The sequence below is a fragment of the Ruegeria sp. CDSB022 genome, from assembly GCF_059611145.1.
Genome location: NZ_JBXWOZ010000001.1, coordinates 86,451 through 104,010, shown reverse-complemented (window position 1 = coordinate 104,010; position 17,560 = coordinate 86,451). Strand labels below are relative to the sequence as shown.

Sequence of the window (17,560 nt, the reverse complement as noted above, 5' to 3'; positions counted from 1 at the left end):
TCTTCGAAAGGCATTCTTGTTAATTTCCATAGACATAGCCGGGCAGCCAAAGAGCCAGTTCCGGGAAGATCATGATAATCGTAAGCGCCAGAACCATCACGGCGACGAACGGAAAGATCGAACCATAGATATCCCTCAGCGTGATTTCTGGCGGTGCCATCGCGCGCATCAGAAATAGGTTATAGCCGAAAGGCGGTGTCATATAGGCGATCTGTGTGGTGATCGTGTACAGAACCCCGTACCAAATCAAGTCAAAGCCCAGCGCACCAACCAGCGGTACATAAAGCGGTGCCACAATCACCAGCATCGCGGTGTCGTCCAGAAACGTGCCCATGACAATAAAGCTGAGCTGCATCAAGATCAGGATCATCCAGGGTGACAGGCCCAACTGGTTGGTGAACAAGTTGTCGATTGCCTTCACCGCACCAAGCCCGTCGAAAACCGCGCCAAAACCAAGTGCTGCAAGGATGATCCACATGAACATGCACGATATCGCCAGCGTATGCTTGGTACAGGTTTCAAAAATCGCCCAGGTCATTCGACGTTTGGCCACCGAAACCACCAATGCCGCCAGCGCTCCGATGGCCGAACTTTCAACCAGTGACGTCCACCCGTTCACAAAGGGCACCATCATCGCAGCGAAGATAATCAGCGGCAACGCACCCGCGCCCAGCAACCGGATTTTCTCGGCCCGCGGAACCTCGTGCGCGTCTTTCATCGCTGGACCAAGCTCGGGCTGAATGCGACAGCGGATCCATATATAAAGAATGAACATGCCAGCCATCATCAAGCCGGGCACGATCCCCGCCAGCCATAACTGCCCCACAGGTTGACGGGCGATCATCGCATACAGCACCAGAACCACCGAAGGCGGTACAAGGATACCCAAACTGGACCCGGCCTGAATGACACCGGTCACCATGGTTTTGTCGTACCCGCGTCTCAACAGTTCAGGCAAAGCAATCGTGGCTCCAATAGCCATCCCGGCCACGCTGAGGCCATTCATGGCAGAAACCAAGACCATCAAACCAATCGTCCCGATGGCAAGCCCGCCATTCACCGGCCCCATCCAGACATGGAACATGCGATACAGGTCATCCGCCAGCCTGCTTTCGCTGAGCACATAGCCCATGAAAATGAACATTGGCAGGGTCAGCAGCGGATACCACTTCATCAGCTTCATCGCGGCTGAAAATGTGATGTCCTGCCCTCCGGTTCCCCACAATGAAAGCGCCGCGATCGTCGCAACCGCACCGATCGCACCAAAAACGCGCTGACCGGTGAACAGCATCAGCATCATCAACGCGAACATGAAGATGGCGATATATTCCTGGCTCATGCCCGCTGTACCCCGATTTCCTGCCCGTTGATCCGCGCAATGTCTTTGAAAAATTCCGAGACTGCCTGCAGCAACATCAGGAAGAAGCCGAAAACCATGATGGATTTGACCGGCCAGATATACGGTCGCCACGCAGTCGACGAACGTTCAAGCCGACCGATCTCTTCACTGCCGGTCAGCAGTCCGGTGAAGTAGGAAACGGGTTCGTCGCCCCAATAACCAAGGCTATACGCCGTCGATCCCAACCCGCCATAGAAAAGCACACCCAGATAGAGGATCAGCAAAAGCACGGTAAATGCATCGAACCACGCTTTTCGTTGGGGGCTCCAGTTGTGATAAAACAGGTCCATGCGCACATTCGACCCTAGCTGGATCGAATATGGCCCACCCATGATGTAATAGGTCACCATCGCAAACTGTGCCATTTCAAGTGTCCAGAGCGACGGTAGGAAGAAGGTCTTTGATATCGAAGACCACAGCAGGATGCCCATCATGACAAACAGGCCCCACATCATGACCCGCCCGATCCGATAGTTGATCGCATCCACGATACGGACATATGCGCTCATCGCTTTGATCACGCTGACGCCCCTTCCTGAAAACCGGACAGAACACGCGCAATCCAGGGCACCAGGCAATCGGCCATCTCTGCCTGCTGCTTAGGCGTGCGGATCAAGTCATTGCGGATCTCGATCATCACGTTCAGCAAGCGGTGGGGCAGCGCCTGGGTATCCAGTGTATGAGCTACTCCATCCGCCGCAGAATAAGGCTCATTCAGCCTGATGAGAAAAGGGCTGCCGATAGCTTCGTCAGCCATCATCGCTGTGGCAAACTGGTTGTCCACACCGTGCAGAATACCCAGTTCGACCTGCCGTTTCTGCCCCAGATAGATCGGTGTGAAACTGTGGATTGTCACCATCAGCCTAAGTGAAGCGCTGTGCTGATCGATCAAATCCGACAGAGCGGCGCAAAACGGCTGATACACGTTTTCGATTCTGGCCACTCGCTGCTCGGGCGACATGTTGATGTTCGCCGGGATTTCGTAATCCTCGCTGCGGATCGGCATTGCACCCGCCGCCTCGGGCGGGCGATTGCAGTCATAGACCAGCCGAGACACCCCGCCATGGACCAAAGGTGCTGACATGCGTTTGGCCATAGCCTGCGCCACGACCAGTGCGCCTGGATCCCAGGCAATATGACTTTCGCGTGCTTCAGCGCTTAGCCCCATATCGCCCAGAAAAGCCGGGATACGATTAGACGCATGTTCGCACACCAGCACGACCACAGGCGCATTGCCCGCCAAATCCGTATGAACAACTTTGCCGAAGTCCAATCTACCGTCCTGCGATTCCAAAATGAGACATTGTGGAAAAATTTCCACAGACCGCATCATCCTGTCAATATTTTTTCTGTATAAATTTTTCCAAGCTTGATCTTGCTGAAAAATTATTCACATTATGGTCTGGTCGCATAATAGGAGGACACGCCAGTGCGGGTGACAGACAGGCTTCTGGCCCATCGAGACAAGATGACCCCGTCTGAACGGCAACTGGTCAGCGTTCTGCTGGATGATTACCCGATGGCCGGGCTGGGCAGTATCACCGAATTGGCCAGTACCGCCTCAGTCTCGACCACTACGGTTGCACGGATGCTGCAAAAGACCGGTTTTGACGGATATCCTCAATTTCAGGCCGCGCTGCGTGGTGAGGTCAAAGAAATGATCTCGGGGCCAGTAGCCAAACGTGATGTCTGGCAGAATGACCTGCCCGAAGAACATATCCTCAACCGCTATTCCCAGCGTTCTCTGGCCAACCAAAAGCGCACAATCGACGAGATCGACCCCGACGAATTCGATAGCTTCTGCAGCCTGCTGAGCGATCAGAACCGGCGTATTTTCATCACCGGTGGCCGCATTACCGGAACACTGGCGCAATACCTGTATCTGCACCTGCAAATGATCCGACCGGATGTCCGCCTGTTGCCGGTCGCCGCATCCTGGACCCATGATCTGTTGGACGTGCGTCAAGGGGATGTGCTGATCGCGCTGGATGTCCGGCGCTATGAGAACGCGAGCCTGCTGATTGGTCAGCTCTGCCACGAGCGCGGGGCCGAAATCGTGCTGTTGACCGATCAGTGGCGCTCGCCAATCCACCGGCTGGCCAAACACACATTCGCGGCGCGCATCTCGGTGCCTTCTGCCTGGGATTCGATGGCTGCGATACTGACCCTGATGGAATGCGCCATAGCCGAAGTTCAGGAACGGCTTTGGGATTCGGTCAAAGATCGCACGGTCGAACTGGAACAGGCCTTTGATCGCACCAAGCTGTTTAGGAAATTCGGCCAAAGTTCGGGCTCATAGCTTCGGATTGTTCCAAAACTACAACTGCCCGTGAGGAGTGTTGCCACTTGACCGGCGGTTGGTCACTTTGTTTCCATGACATTTATTACCGAAAACCAGCTGCCGCTGCTGATTCTGTTTTTTCTGATCGGCACAGTTGGCACAGCATTCCTGTTTCGTAAACCAGCCGGGCATCGCGCATGGAAACTGGCTGATCTGGTCTGGGTGGTTCTGGGCGGGGTCGGCGCATTGGTTGCGGTGATGGCCGGGCTTTATACAGCGGACAGTTCCCGTCTGGACCGGCAGATTGACGTTGCCTATGCCGCAACGCTTGCCTTTGACCGCGACGCCGCGCGGTTTCGTTTGCGGTTCTGCGACCCGGCCTATGACAAGGATATCGGAGCGCTATGCGAAAAAGTTGAGTTCCTTTCAGCCTCAACCGCAAGCAACGCTGACCTGCCGTTGTTTATTGCCGTAACAAACGAAGTCGCCCCTCTGAGGGGGCTACAATTCCTGTTTGGACGGCAGGCCCGGGAAGAGCGCGATGACATGCGCGCGATGACATCGAAGGTGCACTCATTCGACGTCGACCAGTTTCTGGTGTTCACAACGCTGGATGACTCGACACAGGAAGCTATCGACAATCTGCGCAGGATAGTTCCCGCAATCGCAGGCGACTATTTGATCTTGGCTCAAAGTTACGATGATCTTGTCACTCAGGTTGGCAAGCTTAAGGATGAATGGGAATATTTGCAGGAAAACGGGCATATTCTGGTGCTTCAGATCATTGCGCTGTGCCTTGTCAGTTTCGCCGCCCCGTTCCGGCTGGGCAAATCCATTGTCGAACTCAGAACGACGCTTACTGCCGGTACGCCCGCGCCAACCGCTCGGGATCAGCGCCCAGAAGATAGCGGGTCAGAGTCCACAGATTCCGACCACCACGACGCAACCACCCCGCCCGTTCATACCGGTCCGCGCTCGTAAAGGCGCGGGCGGACAACAGCGTGATGCGGCGCAACTTTTTGGCAAGCGCCACGTCTTCCATCAAGGGCTGGTCCGGGAAACCGCCTGCATCTTGATATTCAGAACGCCGGACTAGCAAGCCCTGGTCACCATAGGGCAACCCAAAGATCCGGCTACGAAAATTGGCCCATCCGGCAACCCAGGATGGCGCAAAGCCCGCGGCCACAAAGGCCAGTCTGAACGCCGCAGGTCGCCCGGAGGGCAGATGATCCCGCACAACATTGCTCCACCCGTCCTGCAAAACCGTATCCGCATGAAGTACCAACAGCCAATCGGCTTTGGCGGCTGCACAGCCACGGCGCAGCTGCCCCCCGCGCGAGGCTTCTCCGGTCACGATCCTGGCCCCGGCATTCTCGGCGAATTCATGGGTTTTGTCGGTAGAGCCTGCATCCGACACAATCAATTCGTGGATCAACCCTGCGCGCAGCCCCTCCATCAGCGCCCCAAGTGTCGCAGGCAAGGTTTCGGCCGCGTTCAGGGTTGGAATTACAATACTGATCGGTGCCGGCACGTCGGATATCCTCTGGTCTTATGAGCGACTTCTCATATATCACGAGCACCATGGAAAAGACGAGGACTCTGCCATGCCCAATCGCCGCATTCTGCGCCTAACCGGTGCCGACGTTGACAGCTTCTTGCAGGGGCTGGTGACCAATGACATTGCCGGGCTTGATCGGGGTCTGGTCTATACGGCGCTGCTGACCCCACAAGGCAAGTATCTGGCCGATTTCTTTCTGAAACGCGAGGGCGACGATATCTTGCTGGACGTCGCCGAGGTTATTGCCGACGGGTTGATCAAACGTCTGAGCATGTACAAGCTGCGCGCCGACCTGACGATCGAAGCCAGCGGCCTGAATCTGCAACGCGGCACTGGCCTGGCACCCGATGGGGCCCTGCCCGATCCGCGCCATTCAGATATGGGCTGGCGCGCATATACCGAAGATGCCGAAAGCGAGGACGGAACCGATTGGAACGCGATCCGCGTGCTCCATTGCATTCCCGAAACCGGAATCGAACTGACCGAAGACAGTTATATTCTGGAATCAGGGTTCGAGTTGCTGAACGGCGTTGATTTCAAAAAAGGGTGTTATGTCGGTCAGGAAGTGACCGCGCGCATGAAACACAAGACCGAGCTGCGTAAAGGGCTGCGCACGGTACTTGTCGCAGGCACCACGCCTGTCGGAACCGAAATAACTGCTGACGGGAAATCCGTGGGGCGCCTGTTTACCCAAGCGGATGGCCAGGGGATCGCATATCTCAGGCTCGACAGGGCCAAGAGCGATATGCAGGCGGGCGACGCGACCGTGCGCCTGACGGAATGAAATTTCTCGAATACAGCCTGGCCATGGCCCCGCCAGCCCCGGAACCATTTGATCCGCCCAGCACAGGCTGCCAAACTAGGTTTGGTTCAGTGATCCGGGTGAGTTGATGTTTCGTCTGTATAAAGCAATTTGGCGTGCCAGTTCCGCCCGGCAGATCATCCTTATCATCCTGTCTATTGCGGTTGCCGCTCTGGCAGCGGTCCCGCTGGAGTTTCAGCGCGATATCATCAACCACCTGACCTCGGACGATGTATCTGTGGACCGGATGATCCTGCTTGGTGCGGGCATGATGGTGGTTATCTTGCTGAGCCTGGGGCTGAAATGGCTGCTCGGCTATCGGGCAGGAACACTGGGCGAGGATATGATCCGCCTGATCCGGCAAAGGCTGCTGGTCCGGTCCGCCGATCTGGATGAAACCGGCGAGACCATGCGCAAGGGGACCATGACTACCGCCATTTCTGCCGAAGCAGAAGAGCTGGGTAAATTCGCAGGCGGTGCCTTTTCCGACCCCGTGGTCCAAATCGGCACTCTGATCAGCGTGATTGGCTATATCTCGTCTACACAGCCGGGGCTGGGTTTGATCGCTTTTTCAATGGTCGCGCCGCAGATCATCATCGTTCTGGTTTCACAACGCAAAGTAAACGTCTTTGTCGCCGAACGCGTTCGTATCCTGCGCCGTGCCACCGACAGTTTGACAGCAGAAAAGATTGACGCGGCCGCGCACGAGATCGAAGCGGAATTCGACAAAATCTACGAAACTCGCCGAAAGATGTTCATCTGGAAGCTCTCGGCCAAATTCCTTCTAAGCGTGATCAACGGCGCCGGGACAGTTGGCGTTCTGATGCTGGGTGGCTGGCTTGTCCTTCAGGGCAGAACCGATGTCGGCACAGTTGTTGCCGCCACCAGTGGGCTCAGCCGTATTCAAGGCCCCACGGCCTTTCTGATCGCCTATTATCGTCAGGTCAGCGCAAACCGGATCAAATTCGAACTGATGCTCGAACTATTTGGCCCGAACCCAGAAAAATACCGACGCGTCAAAGACTAAAAATAGAAAGAACCGCGCAGCGCGGGCTGTCGCGGTTCTCGGTGTCTTGAAGCAGAAGTGCAGTTACGCGCGTTCCGAATAGTCCATGGTTTCAGTATTCACCACGATCATTTCATCTTGGCCCACAAATGGTGGCACCATGACTTTTACACCATTGTCCAGAACGGCCGGTTTGAACGAGTTCGCAGCGGTCTGACCTTTGACCACAGGCTCGGTCTCGACGATCTTGCACGTCACTTTCTGTGGCAGTTTGGCGTTCAGTGCCTCACTTTCGTAAAATTCTACGACGATAGTCATGCCGTCCTGCAGAAACGGGCGGCGATCACCCAACAGATCAGCGGACAGTTCGATCTGCTCATAGGTCTCGGAATCCATGAACACCAACATGCCGTCGGATTCGTATAGAAACTGCTGGTCTTTCTGTTCCAGGCGAACACGCTCGACCTTGTCAGCTGAGCGGAAACGTTCGTTCAGTTTGGAACCATTGCGCAGATTGCGCAGTTCGACCTGTGCAAAAGCCCCGCCTTTACCGGGCTTTACATGATCAACTTTGACAGCGGCCCATAGCCCACCGTTATGCTCAAGCACATTGCCGGGGCGAATTTCGTTCCCATTTATCTTGGGCATGACTTAAATCCTTCACAAACGGTTGATGCGTCAGTCGCGCACCCTATATCTGGCGTGGCCGCACCTGACAAGACAACGACACCTTGTGCTGCAGCCGCAGCAAGCTATGCGCGTGACGCAACGCAACTATGCACATTAGGTGTATCCGAATCGCACTTAATAGGTCATAAGAACCGTCACGCCGAAAATGCAAGAGCAAGAACAACAAGGAAGACGAGATGAGAGATTTCGTTGACGGCACCGCCTTTAACAATGAGCAAGGCAACCGTGCTCGTAAACTTTTCGCAGCTGTCGTTTTGGCTGCGCTGGATGATGCTATTGCCGACGATAAAAAGTATGGCAATGGCCCAGAACAGATCGCCCGCTGGGCACGCTCGCGCGATGGGCGCGAAGTGCTGTCTTGCGCGGGTATCGACCCAAATGAACGGGTTGTCAGCGGATTGATGGATTTCGTTGGTCGCGGTGTGCGGACTTCGGTCGCTCTTTCGCGCGAAGAAAGCGAGCGCCGCAACGCCGCCCAACAGGCCGAAGCCGCCTGATCACAGGCACGAGTCTGTTTGAAAAAACGCGCCTCCTATTGATGGAGGCGTGTTTTTTTGTTGCATAGACCCCGAATATGAGTTCCGGTGCGAAACTGCTCCCTCACCCGATGACTGAAAAATGATGGCAATGCCGCATCATCCGGGGCTTTCCCTTCACGGTCAAATCAGGTCATCTGCGCGTTAGCTAACAGGAGACTCGGCATGGTTCGCGCCATCATGATTCAGGGCACAGGCAGCAATGTTGGAAAATCGGTTCTGGTGGCCGGATTGGCACGCGCCTATACGCGCCGAGGCCTGCGGGTTGCCCCGTTCAAACCGCAGAACATGTCGAATAACGCCGCAGTAACCGAAAATGGTGGCGAGATCGGGCGCGCGCAAGCCCTACAAGCGTTGGCGGCACGACGCGCCACACATACGGATATGAACCCGATCCTTTTGAAGCCTGAAACAGATACAGGCGCGCAGATCGTCATTCAGGGCAAACGCGCCGGAACGATGCAGGCTGGCGATTACCGCAAGGATAAATCCAAGCTGATGACAGCCGCGCGCCAGAGTTTTGACCGGCTCTGCACCGACGCTGATCTGGTGTTGGTTGAAGGGGCCGGAAGCCCGGCCGAGACCAACCTGCGTCAGGGTGATATTGCCAATATGGGCTTCGCCTGCGCCGCGGGTGTGCCGGTCGTACTTGTCGGCGATATTCACCGAGGCGGGGTAATTGCTCAGATCGTCGGGACTCAGGCCGTGCTGGATGCTGGCGATCTGGCAATGATCCGAGGCTTTGCCATCAATCGCTTTAAGGGCGATGTATCCCTATTCGACGAAGGTCGCGATGACATCGCCGCTCGAACAGGCTGGGCCTGTATCGGTGTTGTGCCCTGGTTCGACGATGCATGGAAACTGCCAGCCGAAGATATGATGGATATCCGGTCCCACAGTGGCGGTTCCTGTAAGGTTGCAGTACCTCAGTTGGAACGGATGGCCAATTTTGATGATCTTGATCCGCTATCGGCAGAGCCTGGCATCACGGTCGAGATCGTGCCCGCTGGCCGCGCGCTGCCCGGCGATGCGGATTTGGTCCTGCTTCCCGGAAGCAAATCAACCATTGGCGATTTGGCTTATTTTCGTGCGCAGGGCTGGGATATCGACCTTTATGCCCATGTGCGACGTGGCGGTCACGTGTTGGGATTATGCGGTGGCTACCAAATGCTAGGTAACACCATTGCTGATCCCGATGGTGTGGACGGGCGGCCAGGTACAGTCGATGGATTGGGGCTGTTGGATGTGGATACCGTTATGGTCGGCGAGAAAAAGGTGACCCTGCGGACTGCACGCGCCCTGCCGGGGCACCAACCGCTAACCGGATATGAGATCCATATGGGCCGCACCGAAGGCAACGATTGCACCCGCGCTTGGCTGGAGGTCGAGGGCCGCCCGGAGGGCGCAGCTGATCGGACTGGCCGGATACGCGGAAGCTACCTACACGGTATATTCTCATCCGATCAATTTCGGGCCGACTACCTACAGCTTTTGGGAGTCTCTTCCACCCTGCACTATGAGGACGGTGTCGAAGATACGCTTGATCGTCTGGCCGACCATCTGGAACGACATATGGATCTGGACCGCTTGCTGGAACTGGCTGAAACGCCGATTAAAGGCTGACTTTCACTCGGCTTTTTGCTCGGCCAACGCACGGTAGATTTCGCGGCGAACCATTTTTCGAACGTTCCGCGTAATGCGTTCACCCAGTACGCCCTGCAGTTCTTCACGAACAACCTGCGCAATCAAAGAGCGCAAGCCATCGTCATCAAGCCGGGACATGGCAGCATCTGCTTCTGAACCTGTTGTATCCGCGGCAGCCGATACCTCTGGGTCCCGTACAAACACTGCCTTTTCAACAGTCTCAGTCTCTGCATCTGGGGCTTCGTCTTGGGGTTGCCATTCCAACGGTTGATTTGGTGTTCCGGAATAGGCATCTACGCTGTCTCCGTCCGGCTCCCACTGATCTTCGGTCCGGGCGATCGCGGCTTCCAGCGCCTCAATTTTGGCACTTAGACTTTTGGCTATGCCCTCTTCCGCAACTGGATCAGGTGAATGTTCTGTAGCCGACTCCGCTTCATCACCCGCAACAACATCGCAGGCGCGCAGAAGCATCGGTTTCACCGATTTTTCAGCGCTGTACTCAGCATCCAGCTTTAAAGGCTGCGTCTCGACACCTGTTTGCTCGCCAACCCTGAGCGCATCAGTCAGAACAAGCCGCCCTGGCTTTCGCTCTGACTTGGAACGCACCAGATCGGGAACTTTTCGACCTTCTTCGCTGACCAGCCGCTTGACCGATGACAGTACGTCTTCGATCCCGGAGTTCACGACATTGTCTGTCATTGTTTTCTACCGCTCTAACCTCAGGTCCGAATGTAGCCAAACAATGCAGACCTCACAACAGGCAGTATTGGGTGTTTAGTCCCGACGCAGTGCTTTCAGGACCCGATCCAGATCTTTGCTCTGCTTGCTGACCTGCGCGGGGGCTTTCTTCACCAGATTATAGTAAAGGGTCGGATCGTAAATCTGAACCGCCAGACCCAGACGCTCGGCCGTGAGCAAACCTTGGGCCTGCAGCAACTGATAAGCCGCCAGAGATCGCTCGGTTCTGGAAGCAATTTCGGCAAGCTGCGCGTCCAGCAAATCCTGCTGAGCAGCCAGCACGTCCAGAGTGGTCCGCGCACCCAAAGTTGCCTCTTCGCGGATACCGTCAAACGCAACTTCCGAGGCGCGCACACGTTCCGAAGAGGCCCTCAGGCTTGCGCTTGCAGTTTGAAACCGGACATAGGCATCAGACACGCCCTGCGTAATGTTCTTTTGAACATTCAGCAGATTGGCACGCGACGCGTCCCGCGATGCCATTGCGCGGCGCACGCTTGCCGCGAGTCGACCACCCGCATAGATCGGCTGGCTGAAGTTCAGCGAGATACTCGCATCATTCACATAATCGTCGTCATCATAGCTCTCGGTGACGCCCGCATCAGCGTTCAGGCTGACATTCGGACCCAGGCCCGCGCGCTGCTGCTGAACGACCAGATCAAAAGCCCGCACTTGGTGCTGTGCGGACAGAATGGACGGGTGATTGCGTTGTGCCAGGCTGACAGCCTCGGCCTCGGAGCGGGGCAAGTTTGGCAGGCTGGGCTGACCAGCAGTACGGCCCGGCAGTTTGCCGACTGCGTTCACATATTCCGCCTGAGCAGTGCTCAGATCGCCGCGCGCATTCGCCAGATCGGCCTGCGAGCTTGCAAGCTGAGCCTGAGACAATGCGACGTCTGTGCGGGTAACTTCCCCAACTTCGAAACGATCCTGCGAGGCGCGAAGCTCTTCTGCGGACAGTTCAACGTTGTTTTGACGAATCGATACGGTCTCTTCCTGCAGCAGAACACTCAGGTAAGCGGTCGCTGCGCGGAACAGGACCTGCTGTTCGATATCGATCAGCGCCTGCCGGGTCGACAGCACCGTTTCCTGCGCTGATTGCTTGCCTAGAATCGAGGCTCCGCCATCATACAACAGCTGGCTCAGCGTCAGGCCCGAGAAGAAGTTCGAAGGATCAACACTGTTCGTAACACCACTGTTTCTGCTGCGCGTATAGTCTTGGCTAACCGCGACGGTCCAGTTGATAATAGGGCGCAAAGCCGATAGCGCGATCGCCACATCCTCGTCCGCAGCCCGCAGCAACGCCCGGTTCTGTTCCAGCAAACCACTAGTATTATATGCTCCGATGAACGCGTCGGTCAGGTTGTCGGCCCAAACCGCCCGTCCAGGCAACGTGCCCAAAGCAATACCTGCAGTCACTGCCAGAGTCCTGACCAGCTTTCCTCCTGCTGCAAAACGCATGGCGAAATCCTCTCAAATCAAAATAACGCAGCCCTCAGGCCAGTTTGCGTCTTTGTGTTGAACTAATCAAGGCAGCAGATATATCTGCCCGCCGACTATAGCGAAAATGCACTCTCGGCCGAGAAAGCCTTCAGAACTGGTGCACTTGCGTTGAATGCCTGGCGCCAGGTAACGCGATCGCCTGATTTGTGGCCTATACGGACGGTCCCAAGATCACCTTCCATGAACAGGCAGGCGATACGCCCATGATCCTTAAGCTGGTCAATCAATGCAGACGGAACCTCTTCTACACCGCCCTGGATCATGACCACGTCATAAGGCCCATGCTCGGCAGCGCCCTCATCCAGCGGCCCCACGTGAACAACCACATTATCCGCGTCAGCCTCCATCAGCAGCGTTTGCGCTTCGGCAGCTAGCGCTTCATCCGCTTCCACCGCTACGACCAACTGCGCCATACGGGCTGCAACAGCCGTCGAATATCCCAGCGCCGGAGCAATATCCAGAACAACCTCATCATTGGTAATGTTCAGCACATCCAACATCTTGGCCAGTGTTCTCGGTTCCAGAATGCAGCGTCCAGCCTCAAGTTCTATCATACCCTCGACATAGGCGGCTTCGCGTTGCGCGTCTGGCACAAAATTCTCGCGCTTGACGGACAGCATGGCATCAATGATCGGGAACTTGGTAACGTCCGAAGGCCGGACCTGCGTATCGACCATGGTGCGGCGGCGGGCTGCGAAATCTGTCATTGGATCGCTCATTCATTTCCCAAGGTTGATGGGCTTGTGCCACATCCCGGGCAAACCAGCAACGGCCCGCAAGCGGAAACTTTCGTCTGTCGTGAAGATTTTAGAGTGATCCGAATGGGTGATCCAATTTTCAGTACCTCAAATTTAGACCGAACCCACTGGACGCCCCGGATTAAAGCTGCTAAAACGCCTGTCACACCACGGCAAGTATTTGATATTACTTGAAAAGGCGAGTTGGCGGAGTGGTGACGCAGCGGATTGCAAATCCGTGTACACCGGTTCGATTCCGGTACTCGCCTCCATTTAATTTCAGGTACTTAGCCGAATTCCAGAAGCTATACGCGAATTTCAAACACGGATATTTGAAACAACAGCGCTGAGCCACCCCTGTGGCTAGTATCCTCAACGCAAGCGCGTTGGCGAAAAAATCGAGGCGACTGCCTTATCTTGAGAGGACAATCAAGAAACCAAGACACAGACTTCTTAAGCAGTTTCTCAGCATCGCTGCCGTTGAGCGAGAGACAGTCTAATGTCAGGTATGCGGACGAAGTAGTCATCAGAAGCTGTGGCTAGTATTCACGAGACCCTGGAATGCTCCCGCATGCGAGTATCAAGTTCGATATCTCAATGATGATTGGCATCTAACTAACGCCTTTACGTGATTGAGCCAAATCAATGCATCAAAGCACCAAACCGGTAGCATGAGATGGCTTGGGAGGGTGATACATGATTGCGATCGAAGATATTGAAGACATGTCTGCGCTGACGCGGGTCGAGATTGAAGCGCTAGCTGAACATGAGCATATCACAAAATACGATGCTGCTCTTATGGGCGAATACTTGATGCATACGCATCACGGGCCCCAGAAGGTGCATGAGATGATTTGCGACGATATTCGCGCCGCGTTGCACAGAGATGACTTGCAGCATGCAACAGAGCTCTTTGCGGTTCTGCGCGGTTTTCTGGCCGAAAATCCCGAAGCCGCCCGAGGCGTCCGCAGATAGGCCAGACAATGGTCAAATGCGCGTGTGCCGGCACTGTTAGCTGCCGTTCTCGGCACTCTGTTTTAGCGACCGCTAAGCGGGACTTTTCAGACTTTCGTTGTTGCAGTTTCAACGGTCGTTTCCGGCACAAACTAGACTGCCATGCTTACTAAGGCGAAGGATTGGAAAGAACTCTTGGTTTCAGATGCAAATTCAACAACCGTGGGACGTTTAGGTGGGAAGCAGACAATTGGTGTTGGCGAAAGCATGATGAGTTCATGGTTTGAAGGCCGACGCCGCCATCCTCTTAGTCTGAACTTGTATTCATCGCTCTCTGGCTTGGTTTTAGCGCGAAAAAATGCGACGGTTCTTACTACTAAATATCCTAAATGCTCGCGTCAAAGCCACGTAAACCGGGAATCTGTCAGCCATTCTATATTTGTGATTGCCAGTCGAAGACGGCAATGTATAGACGTCGTGAACAAAATGCCTGCAATTGGCAGATAAACCATAAAAAACAAGGGCATTCTCCTCGAAAACATCACCCTAGGCGATGTTTGTAAAGCCGAACTCTGGTCAATGGTAGTCAAAAATCGCATTGTTAATCCCAGAGCTTAAATCGGGAGAGTTGATAAGTGGAGACGGAAGTAGGCCCGGTTCACGCGTTCCTTGAGACGACGGTCAAGTCATTTAAGCAATCATTGGGTTATTTGGATATGGGCTCAGTGGTTTGGTCGTTGATCGGCATTGCTTTGGTCTTCTTGATACGCAAACCATTATCCGCGTTAAGTTTGGTAGGTTTCAAAGCACTTCTGGCCCGGTTTGGAGTAAATCTTTCGGACGATGTGGAGGCACAACTAAAATCCGCCGCCGAAATTCTGTTCGTTACTCTTGCGGTTTACGTAGCTATCCGCCTAGCCTTTCCCACCGATGAAACGGGGCTCTTTCTAACCAGGGTTTTGAGCTCAGTTGCCATTGTTACTGTCTTTGGCGCTTGGTACCGCCTCAGCGGCCCTTTTGCGTCGTTATTGCGCGATGACACCTCCAGTCTGGTTGCCAGCGAAACAGATTGGGTTGAAAGAGTAACTCAATTTGCAGTCATATTGTTTGGCCTGACATCGCTTCTGAAAGTCTGGCAGATTGATATCTCAGGAGCGCTCACCGGTGTTGGCGTTCTGGGCGCTGGACTGGCCATTGCAACGCAGGATTTGCTCCGCAACCTTGTCGCAGGCATGACGAATATCAGCGAGAAACGTTTTGAGACGGGCGATGCTATTCAGGTGGAGGGGCAGTTTGTTGGCACTGTAAGAAGGATTGATTTACGCTCAACACTGGTTGTGGGCTTTGATCAAATCCCGCGACATATCCCCAACTCTGATTTGTCGAACTCAATTGTTCTGAACTACTCTGCGCTGAAACACAGGCGTATCATGCTGAAAGTGCCCCTTCAGCTGTCTGCCACCCAGTCGCAGATTGAGGCAGTGCGGGATGGGATACGACATCATCACCGGACGTCTGGGGACTTTGAACTTGGGGATGATGCGCCCAAGCATATCTTTGTCAGCGATTTCGGGCCGAGCTCAATTGATATCCTGATTTACGTTTTGACACGGGGACCAAACTATCAAGAGTATCTGCAAGTCACTGAACGCTTAACGTTAGCGATTCTAAGCATAACTCGCAATGCGGGCACGACACTCGCCTATCCTACCCAAACAGTGAAAATAGACGCCAGCATGGAAAGCCAAGGGCTACAGGACAACACATTTGATCCCAATTCCTAGAGCTGGCGTCTTTGGTTGACGGCTTGCAAAACCAGTCAGTAAAACGGGCTTGAACCTAGGTTGTTTTCATTTTGTCGTATGCGGCTTTCATTTTTAGCCCCAACTGGCGGGCAGATTCACCTACTTCTTCCGCTGACTTGTCAAACTCTGATCGAGATAGAAACTTGTCCCACTCGGCCTGAAGTTCTTCCCATTCGTCTTCGGCTTCTTTCGAAGCAAGATGAAGCTGCAGTTTGAGCTCATCGCGGCGTTGTTTAAGCTCTTTCACAATCTCGGTTACGTCGATCATTCGTTTGTCCCTTCGTTAATTAAATCCATGTGCGACGTTGTCCGCAAAACCTATAGAAGTCAAACAACTGCGGCCCCTCCTTGTGGCAATGAAGGCTTGCAGCGACGTGAGTCACGTCGGGCAATCTTGCCTTCGCCGCGAAAAGCCACCTGCACCGTTTACACTACTTTATGTTCTGCCACGCACCCACGACCATGTGAGCGACGGCTGAATACAAACGACACGCACACTTTTTTGGGAATGAGGGGCCTGGGAGCCTTTTTAGTTGGTCCTTTGAAACATGGGTAGTACAGTGTAAAGTAGTGTAATTACCGGTCAAACGATACGGCAACGACTTCAGAAGACGAGGCATATCGGATGACCAACGAAAAAATTATGGGCAAAAATACATCAAACACGTCGGCTGTTCCTACATGGTTTTTGACCATCGTCTCATTTCCCATCATAGTTGGATTGCTTTGGTTTGGCCGCGATTTCCTGATCCCACTCGCTTTGGCCACATTGCTTTTTATCCTCAATATCGCGCTGATCGAACGTTTGAACTCTGCAACATTTTTCGGGCGGGATATACCTCGCTGGGCGGCCTACATTGGGGTGACGGCCGGTTTGTTCCTTTTGCTTGTGGGTTTTGGTTACGTTTTATCAAACCAAGCTGCGGCGGTCGCAGATGCCGGACCCAGATACACAGAGCGCTTGCAGTCGCTGGAAACTCAATTTGACGCTTTCGTTGGAGCAGAACGAGCCGCCGCGATCGAAAAATCCATTCTGTCTATCGACATCGAAAGTTGGCTAACAGGATTTGCGGCGTCAACTGCTGGCGCAATTGGGAATATTGGGCTGATCCTGCTCTACGTCGCATTTATGTTGGGTGACCGAGGCGCGTTCGCTGAAAAACTTCCAAGGCTTTGTGCAACGCCGGATAGTGCCAGGCAGGTCGAAAATATCCTAAGGTCGATTTCAATCGGCGTCCGACAATATATGTGGATTAATGCATCCACCAGCGCGATGAGCGGTACACTGGCTTTTATCGTTATGACGGTTTTGGGAGTCGATTTCGCGCTTCCGTTAGCTCTATTGGTTTTTTTCCTCAACTTCATTCCCAGCATTGGTTCATTCCTCGCCGTATTATTCCCGACGACGGTGGCTCTTCTTCAGTTTGAATCTATCGTACCGGCTTTGACCGTTGTTGCAGTATACGGCGGCGGTGACGCTATTATTGGAAACATCGTGCAACCAAAGCTACAGGGAAAATCCCTTAACTTGAGCACCTTCGTTGTCATGGTGGCGCTCACCTTCTGGAGCCTTATGTGGGGTGGAATTGGAGCATTTATCGCCGTGCCACTGACAGTCGTCATTATGATTGTCTGTTCGGAAATTCCGGGCTTGCAACCCTTTGCCAGATTGCTCTCAAGCGACGGTGTGTTGCCAAAGGAACAAAATGTGAAAGTCGATGATACACCGCATTCTGTCGCACGGCCGTCGAGCCGCAAAAGCGTAAGCTCTGATGCTGGTACGAGACAGCCCCATTCTGAAACAGAAGAAGAGCTTGCGTTGATGAAACAAGAGTTGCTCGAGCGGAAAGAAGCCAGACAACGCAAGTCTAAACCGTCACCCGGCGCCAATCCCAAAACAGATACGAGCTGAT

The 17,560-nt window shown here is 54.3% G+C and carries 17 protein-coding genes and 1 tRNA gene; 9 read left to right on the top strand and 9 right to left on the bottom strand.

Features of this window, described 5'->3' with window-relative positions; translation table 11 throughout:
* Positions 1 to 19: 19 nt before the first annotated feature.
* From AC2FIZ_RS00505 to AC2FIZ_RS00495, 3 genes are read right to left on the bottom strand one after another with little or no spacing between them, the layout of a single operon-like run.
* Positions 20 to 1,339 carry a TRAP transporter large permease gene (locus AC2FIZ_RS00505; protein WP_281994396.1) on the bottom strand — a complete coding sequence of 440 codons (1,320 nt, stop codon included), beginning with the start codon at positions 1,337 to 1,339 and terminating at the stop codon, positions 20 to 22.
* A complete protein-coding gene (locus tag AC2FIZ_RS00500; protein ID WP_185956598.1) occupies positions 1,336 to 1,908 on the bottom strand; it encodes a TRAP transporter small permease subunit in 573 nt (190 codons plus the stop codon). Before AC2FIZ_RS00500 ends, AC2FIZ_RS00505 begins: the two co-directional genes overlap by 4 nt.
* 8 nt (positions 1,909 to 1,916) lie before the next feature.
* Positions 1,917 to 2,672 carry an N-formylglutamate amidohydrolase gene (locus tag AC2FIZ_RS00495; protein ID WP_496693363.1) on the bottom strand — a complete coding sequence of 252 codons (756 nt, stop codon included), beginning with the start codon at positions 2,670 to 2,672 and terminating at the stop codon, positions 1,917 to 1,919.
* Between the two features lie 156 nt (positions 2,673 to 2,828).
* On the opposite strand from AC2FIZ_RS00495, the gene AC2FIZ_RS00490 reads away from it, so the two are divergent.
* Complete coding sequence (locus AC2FIZ_RS00490; protein ID WP_142632930.1) at positions 2,829 to 3,698, top strand: MurR/RpiR family transcriptional regulator; 870 nt, start codon at positions 2,829 to 2,831, stop codon at positions 3,696 to 3,698.
* Positions 3,699 to 4,536: 838 nt separating this feature from the next.
* Here the strand turns inward: AC2FIZ_RS00490 and AC2FIZ_RS00485 are convergent.
* Complete coding sequence (locus AC2FIZ_RS00485; protein ID WP_496790421.1) at positions 4,537 to 5,211, bottom strand: TIGR04283 family arsenosugar biosynthesis glycosyltransferase; 675 nt, start codon at positions 5,209 to 5,211, stop codon at positions 4,537 to 4,539.
* A gap of 73 nt (positions 5,212 to 5,284) precedes the next feature.
* On the opposite strand from AC2FIZ_RS00485, the gene ygfZ reads away from it, so the two are divergent.
* The gene (ygfZ, locus tag AC2FIZ_RS00480; RefSeq protein ID WP_142632926.1) at positions 5,285 to 6,022 is read left to right on the top strand and encodes a CAF17-like 4Fe-4S cluster assembly/insertion protein YgfZ; all 738 of its coding nucleotides are present in this window, start codon (positions 5,285 to 5,287) and stop codon (positions 6,020 to 6,022) included.
* Positions 6,023 to 6,128: 106 nt separating this feature from the next.
* On the top strand, positions 6,129 to 7,067 hold the full coding sequence (locus AC2FIZ_RS00475; protein ID WP_271947939.1) for an ABC transporter transmembrane domain-containing protein: 939 nt from the start codon (positions 6,129 to 6,131) through the stop codon (positions 7,065 to 7,067).
* 63 nt (positions 7,068 to 7,130) lie between these two features.
* Here the strand turns inward: AC2FIZ_RS00475 and efp are convergent, their stop codons facing one another.
* On the bottom strand, positions 7,131 to 7,694 hold the full coding sequence (gene efp, locus AC2FIZ_RS00470; protein ID WP_496790419.1) for an elongation factor P: 564 nt from the start codon (positions 7,692 to 7,694) through the stop codon (positions 7,131 to 7,133).
* A 218-nt stretch (positions 7,695 to 7,912) separates the two neighbouring features.
* On the opposite strand from efp, the gene AC2FIZ_RS00465 reads away from it, so the two are divergent.
* Both AC2FIZ_RS00465 and AC2FIZ_RS00460 read left to right on the top strand, forming a co-directional pair.
* The gene (locus AC2FIZ_RS00465) at positions 7,913 to 8,233 is read left to right on the top strand and encodes a DUF6280 family protein (RefSeq protein WP_108785849.1); all 321 of its coding nucleotides are present in this window, start codon (positions 7,913 to 7,915) and stop codon (positions 8,231 to 8,233) included.
* A 204-nt stretch (positions 8,234 to 8,437) separates the two neighbouring features.
* Complete coding sequence (locus tag AC2FIZ_RS00460; RefSeq protein WP_282027318.1) at positions 8,438 to 9,895, top strand: cobyric acid synthase; 1,458 nt, start codon at positions 8,438 to 8,440, stop codon at positions 9,893 to 9,895.
* A 3-nt stretch (positions 9,896 to 9,898) separates the two neighbouring features.
* Here the strand turns inward: AC2FIZ_RS00460 and AC2FIZ_RS00455 are convergent, their stop codons facing one another.
* From AC2FIZ_RS00455 to AC2FIZ_RS00445, 3 genes are all read right to left on the bottom strand, one after another.
* Entirely contained in the window at positions 9,899 to 10,615 is a 717-nt protein-coding gene (locus AC2FIZ_RS00455; protein WP_142632918.1) for a hypothetical protein, read from the bottom strand.
* Between the two features lie 75 nt (positions 10,616 to 10,690).
* Positions 10,691 to 12,109 (bottom strand): TolC family outer membrane protein, encoded by a 1,419-nt coding sequence (locus AC2FIZ_RS00450; protein WP_281971845.1) that lies wholly within the window; start codon positions 12,107 to 12,109, stop codon positions 10,691 to 10,693.
* A 95-nt stretch (positions 12,110 to 12,204) separates the two neighbouring features.
* Positions 12,205 to 12,858 carry a protein-L-isoaspartate O-methyltransferase family protein gene (locus AC2FIZ_RS00445; RefSeq protein ID WP_281972387.1) on the bottom strand — a complete coding sequence of 218 codons (654 nt, stop codon included), beginning with the start codon at positions 12,856 to 12,858 and terminating at the stop codon, positions 12,205 to 12,207.
* Between the two features lie 228 nt (positions 12,859 to 13,086).
* Between AC2FIZ_RS00445 and AC2FIZ_RS00440 the strand changes: the two genes are divergently transcribed.
* The 3 genes from AC2FIZ_RS00440 (at position 13,087) to AC2FIZ_RS00430 (ending at position 15,626) form a co-directional block, all read left to right on the top strand.
* A tRNA-Cys gene (locus AC2FIZ_RS00440) sits at positions 13,087 to 13,160 on the top strand.
* 424 nt (positions 13,161 to 13,584) lie between these two features.
* A complete protein-coding gene (locus tag AC2FIZ_RS00435; RefSeq protein ID WP_281971844.1) occupies positions 13,585 to 13,863 on the top strand; it encodes a hypothetical protein in 279 nt (92 codons plus the stop codon).
* Between the two features lie 614 nt (positions 13,864 to 14,477).
* On the top strand, positions 14,478 to 15,626 hold the full coding sequence (locus AC2FIZ_RS00430; protein ID WP_281971843.1) for a mechanosensitive ion channel family protein: 1,149 nt from the start codon (positions 14,478 to 14,480) through the stop codon (positions 15,624 to 15,626).
* A gap of 55 nt (positions 15,627 to 15,681) precedes the next feature.
* Here AC2FIZ_RS00430 and AC2FIZ_RS00425 read toward each other — a convergent pair whose 3' ends face one another.
* Positions 15,682 to 15,915: a hypothetical protein gene (locus AC2FIZ_RS00425; RefSeq protein ID WP_281971842.1), complete on the bottom strand. Its 234-nt coding sequence runs from the start codon at positions 15,913 to 15,915 to the stop codon at positions 15,682 to 15,684.
* A 357-nt stretch (positions 15,916 to 16,272) separates the two neighbouring features.
* On the opposite strand from AC2FIZ_RS00425, the gene AC2FIZ_RS00420 reads away from it, so the two are divergent.
* On the top strand, positions 16,273 to 17,559 hold the full coding sequence (locus tag AC2FIZ_RS00420) for an AI-2E family transporter (RefSeq protein ID WP_496790417.1): 1,287 nt from the start codon (positions 16,273 to 16,275) through the stop codon (positions 17,557 to 17,559).
* Position 17,560: the final 1 nt, after the last annotated feature.

Excerpts from the sequence above, each read along its gene's own strand:
- AC2FIZ_RS00505 (WP_281994396.1), bottom strand. The coding sequence starts at position 1,339 with ATGAGCCAGGAATATATCGCCATCTTCATGTTCGCGTTGATGATGCTG.
- AC2FIZ_RS00500 (WP_185956598.1), bottom strand. The coding sequence starts at position 1,908 with ATGAGCGCATATGTCCGTATCGTGGATGCGATCAACTATCGGATCGGG.
- ygfZ (WP_142632926.1), top strand. The coding sequence starts at position 5,285 with ATGCCCAATCGCCGCATTCTGCGCCTAACCGGTGCCGACGTTGACAGC.
- AC2FIZ_RS00475 (WP_271947939.1), top strand. The coding sequence starts at position 6,129 with ATGTTTCGTCTGTATAAAGCAATTTGGCGTGCCAGTTCCGCCCGGCAG.
- efp (WP_496790419.1), bottom strand. The coding sequence starts at position 7,694 with ATGCCCAAGATAAATGGGAACGAAATTCGCCCCGGCAATGTGCTTGAG.
- AC2FIZ_RS00465 (WP_108785849.1), top strand. The coding sequence starts at position 7,913 with ATGAGAGATTTCGTTGACGGCACCGCCTTTAACAATGAGCAAGGCAAC.
- AC2FIZ_RS00460 (WP_282027318.1), top strand. The coding sequence starts at position 8,438 with ATGGTTCGCGCCATCATGATTCAGGGCACAGGCAGCAATGTTGGAAAA.
- AC2FIZ_RS00455 (WP_142632918.1), bottom strand. The coding sequence starts at position 10,615 with ATGACAGACAATGTCGTGAACTCCGGGATCGAAGACGTACTGTCATCG.
- AC2FIZ_RS00450 (WP_281971845.1), bottom strand. The coding sequence starts at position 12,109 with ATGCGTTTTGCAGCAGGAGGAAAGCTGGTCAGGACTCTGGCAGTGACT.
- AC2FIZ_RS00445 (WP_281972387.1), bottom strand. The coding sequence starts at position 12,858 with ATGACAGATTTCGCAGCCCGCCGCCGCACCATGGTCGATACGCAGGTC.
- AC2FIZ_RS00435 (WP_281971844.1), top strand. The coding sequence starts at position 13,585 with ATGATTGCGATCGAAGATATTGAAGACATGTCTGCGCTGACGCGGGTC.
- AC2FIZ_RS00425 (WP_281971842.1), bottom strand. The coding sequence starts at position 15,915 with ATGATCGACGTAACCGAGATTGTGAAAGAGCTTAAACAACGCCGCGAT.
- AC2FIZ_RS00420 (WP_496790417.1), top strand. The coding sequence starts at position 16,273 with ATGACCAACGAAAAAATTATGGGCAAAAATACATCAAACACGTCGGCT.